This window comes from Verrucosispora sp. SN26_14.1, from assembly GCF_004307965.1.
Lineage (GTDB): Bacteria > Actinomycetota > Actinomycetes > Mycobacteriales > Micromonosporaceae > Micromonospora.
The window spans coordinates 1-2,656 of the sequence record NZ_SISL01000628.1 but is presented as its reverse complement, the minus strand read 5'-3'; the positions used below and the strand labels follow the sequence as shown (position 1 = coordinate 2,656).

Annotated in this window: 4 protein-coding genes; all 4 read right to left on the bottom strand. The window is 72.8% G+C overall.

The window, feature by feature from the left end; all coding sequences use genetic code 11:
• Positions 1-450 (bottom strand): 6,7-dimethyl-8-ribityllumazine synthase (gene ribH, locus EYA84_RS30135; protein WP_131057561.1); only part of this gene is annotated, 450 nt, incomplete at its 3' end.
• A 5-nt stretch (positions 451-455) separates the two neighbouring features.
• Positions 456-1,715: a bifunctional 3,4-dihydroxy-2-butanone-4-phosphate synthase/GTP cyclohydrolase II gene (locus tag EYA84_RS30130; protein WP_131057558.1), complete on the bottom strand. Its 1,260-nt coding sequence runs from the start codon at positions 1,713-1,715 to the stop codon at positions 456-458.
• A gap of 76 nt (positions 1,716-1,791) precedes the next feature.
• Positions 1,792-2,409, bottom strand: coding sequence for a riboflavin synthase (locus tag EYA84_RS30125; RefSeq protein ID WP_131057555.1), 618 nt, complete (start codon positions 2,407-2,409; stop codon positions 1,792-1,794).
• Positions 2,410-2,411: 2 nt separating this feature from the next.
• On the bottom strand, positions 2,412-2,656 hold a 245-nt coding region (locus EYA84_RS30120), incomplete at its 5' end, for a dihydrofolate reductase family protein (RefSeq protein ID WP_201272526.1).

The following is a 2,656-nucleotide window of genomic DNA, read 5'->3' as shown; positions in this document are numbered from 1 at the left end:
GGCCAGCGCCGCGTCGAGTGCGGCGACGGTGGCGGCCCAGCCCTTGTCCTCGGCGGAGCCGGGCAGCCCGGCCCGGTCGCGGGCCTGCTCGATGGTGTCGACGGTGAGCACGCCGTGTGCCACCGGCTTGCCCTCGTCCAGCGCGATGCGGGTCAGCCCGTCGGTGACCGAGCGGCAGACGTAGTCGAAGTGCGCGGTCGCGCCACGGATCACGACGCCGAGCGCGACCACCACGTCGCAGCGGCGGGCCAACGCCTGCGCGACCACCGGCAGCTCCACCGAGCCGGCCACCCGGGCCGTCACGGCCCGCGCCCCGCACGCCTGCGCGGCGGCGACCGCCCGCTCCAGCATGTGGTCGGTCAGCTCACCGTGCCACCGTGCGGCGACCACTCCCACGGTCATCCCGGACGCGTCGACCGGGGTCGTCCCCGGCTCGCCGAAACCCGCCATCTCGCCTACGCTCCGATCTCTTTGCCGGCGACCGGACGGCCCATCGGGGCCTCCGACACCTCGTCCAGGTCGAGCAGGTGCCCCATCCGGTCCCGCTTGGTGCGCAGGTAGCGCACGTTCTCCGGGTGCGGGCGCACCGGCAGGCCCTCACGGCCGGTCACGGTGAGCCCGTAGCCTTCCAGCCCGGCCCGCTTGGCCGGGTTGTTGGTCAGCAGCCGCATCGTGCGGACCCCGAGGTCGTAGAGGATCTGCGCGCCGGTGCCGTAGTCCCGGGCGTCGGCCGGCAGGCCCAGGTCCAGGTTCGCGTCGACGGTGTCCCGGCCCTGGTCCTGCAACTGGTACGCCTGGAGCTTGTGCAACAGGCCGATGCCGCGTCCCTCGTGGCCTCGGACGTAGAGGACCACGCCCCGCCCCTCCCGGGCCACCCGCTCCAGCGCGGCGTTGAGCTGCGGCCCGCAGTCGCAGCGCACCGAGGCGAAGACGTCGCCGGTCAGGCACTCGGAGTGCACCCGCACCAGCACGTCGCGCCCGTCACCGATGTCGCCGATCACCAGCGCCACGTGCTCGGCCGTGTCGTACTCGCTGCGGTAGCCCAACGCCCGGAACACCCCGTGCTCGGTGGGCATCCGCGCGTCGGCGACCAGCTCCACCTGCTTCTCGGTGCGCCGTCGGTAGGCGATCAGGTCGGCGATGGTGATCAGGGTCAGCGAGTGTTCGGCCCGGAACTTCTCCAGGTCCGGCAACCGCATCATGGTGCCGTCGTCGTTGACCAGCTCGCAGAGCACGCCGGCCGGACGCAGCCCGGCCAACCGGGTCAGGTCCACGGCCGCCTCGGTGTGCCCCGGCCGACGCAGCACCCCGCCGGTGCGGGCCCGCAGCGGCACCACGTGACCGGGTCGGGCCAGGTCGGCCGGGCCGGTGGCCGGGTCGGCGAGCAGCCGGATGGTGTGCGCCCGGTCGGCGGCGGAGATACCGGTGCTCACGCCCTCGCGGGCGTCCACGGTCACCGTGTACGCGGTCTGCCGCCGGTCCTGGTTCGTGTGGTGCATGGGCGGCAGGTCGAGCCGGTCGCACTCGTCCTCGGTGAGCGGTACGCAGATGAAGCCGGAGGTGTGCCGCACGGTGAACGCGAGCAGTTCCGGGGTGGCCAACTCGGCGGCGAAGATCAGGTCGCCCTCGTTCTCCCGGTCCGCGTCGTCGGTGACGATGACCGGTCGACCGGCGGCGATCTCCGCCAGCGCGTCCTCGATGCGATCGAAGGTCATGCCGGCACTCCGCTTCGCTCCGTGCCGCCATGAGGCAGCGCCTTACTGCACCGATGATTCGCTCGCTGACGCTCGCTCATGCCGGCACTCCGCTTCCGGTGGAGCGCGCGGTGAGCAGGCGCTCGACGTACTTGGCCAGGACGTCGGTCTCCAGGTTGACCGGGTCGCCGACGGTCCGGCCGCCGAGCGTGGTCAGCGAGAGCGTGGTGGGGATCAGGCCCACGGAGAACCAGTCGTCACCGACCTCGGCCACCGTCAACGACACCCCGTCCACGGTGATCGACCCCTTCTCCACCACGTACTTGGAGAGTGCGGCGGGCAGCCGGAACCGGACCGTCTCCCAGCGCGGCGCCGGTTCCCGGGAGATCACCTCGCCCACCCCGTCGACGTGCCCCTGCACCAGGTGACCGCCGAGGCGGCTGTTCAGTGCGGCGGCGCGTTCCAGGTTGACCGGGTCGCCGGCGCGCAGCGCGCCCAGCGCCGTACGCCGGAGCGTCTCGCCCATCACGTCGGCGGTGAACACTCCGCCGTCGACCTCCACCACGGTCAGGCAGACGCCGTTGACCGCGATCGAGTCGCCGTGTCGGGCGTCGGAGGTGACCAGTGGGCCGCGTACGGCGACCGTGGCCGAATCCTGTGCCGTCGGGGTGATCCCGACGACCTCGCCCAGTTCCTCGACGATGCCGGTGAACATGCCTAGCCCTCCCTCTTTCGGGGCAGCGCGGTGATCCGCAGGTCGGGACCGATCTGCGTAACGTCGGTGAGTTCCAGGTCGATGGCCTCGGCGATGGTGCTCACACCCGCGTCGACCAGAGCGGCGGGTCCGGCGCCGAGCAGCCGGGGAGCGAGATAGCCGACGACGCGGTCGACCAGGCCGGCGGCGAGGAACGCCCCGGCCAGGCGCGGGCCGCCCTCCAGCAGCACGGCGCGTACCCCGCGCC

Coding starts and splice junctions, on each gene's coding strand:
- EYA84_RS30130 (WP_131057558.1), bottom strand. CDS start 1,715: ATGACCTTCGATCGCATCGAGGACGCGCTGGCGGAGATCGCCGCCGGT.
- EYA84_RS30125 (WP_131057555.1), bottom strand. CDS start 2,409: ATGTTCACCGGCATCGTCGAGGAACTGGGCGAGGTCGTCGGGATCACC.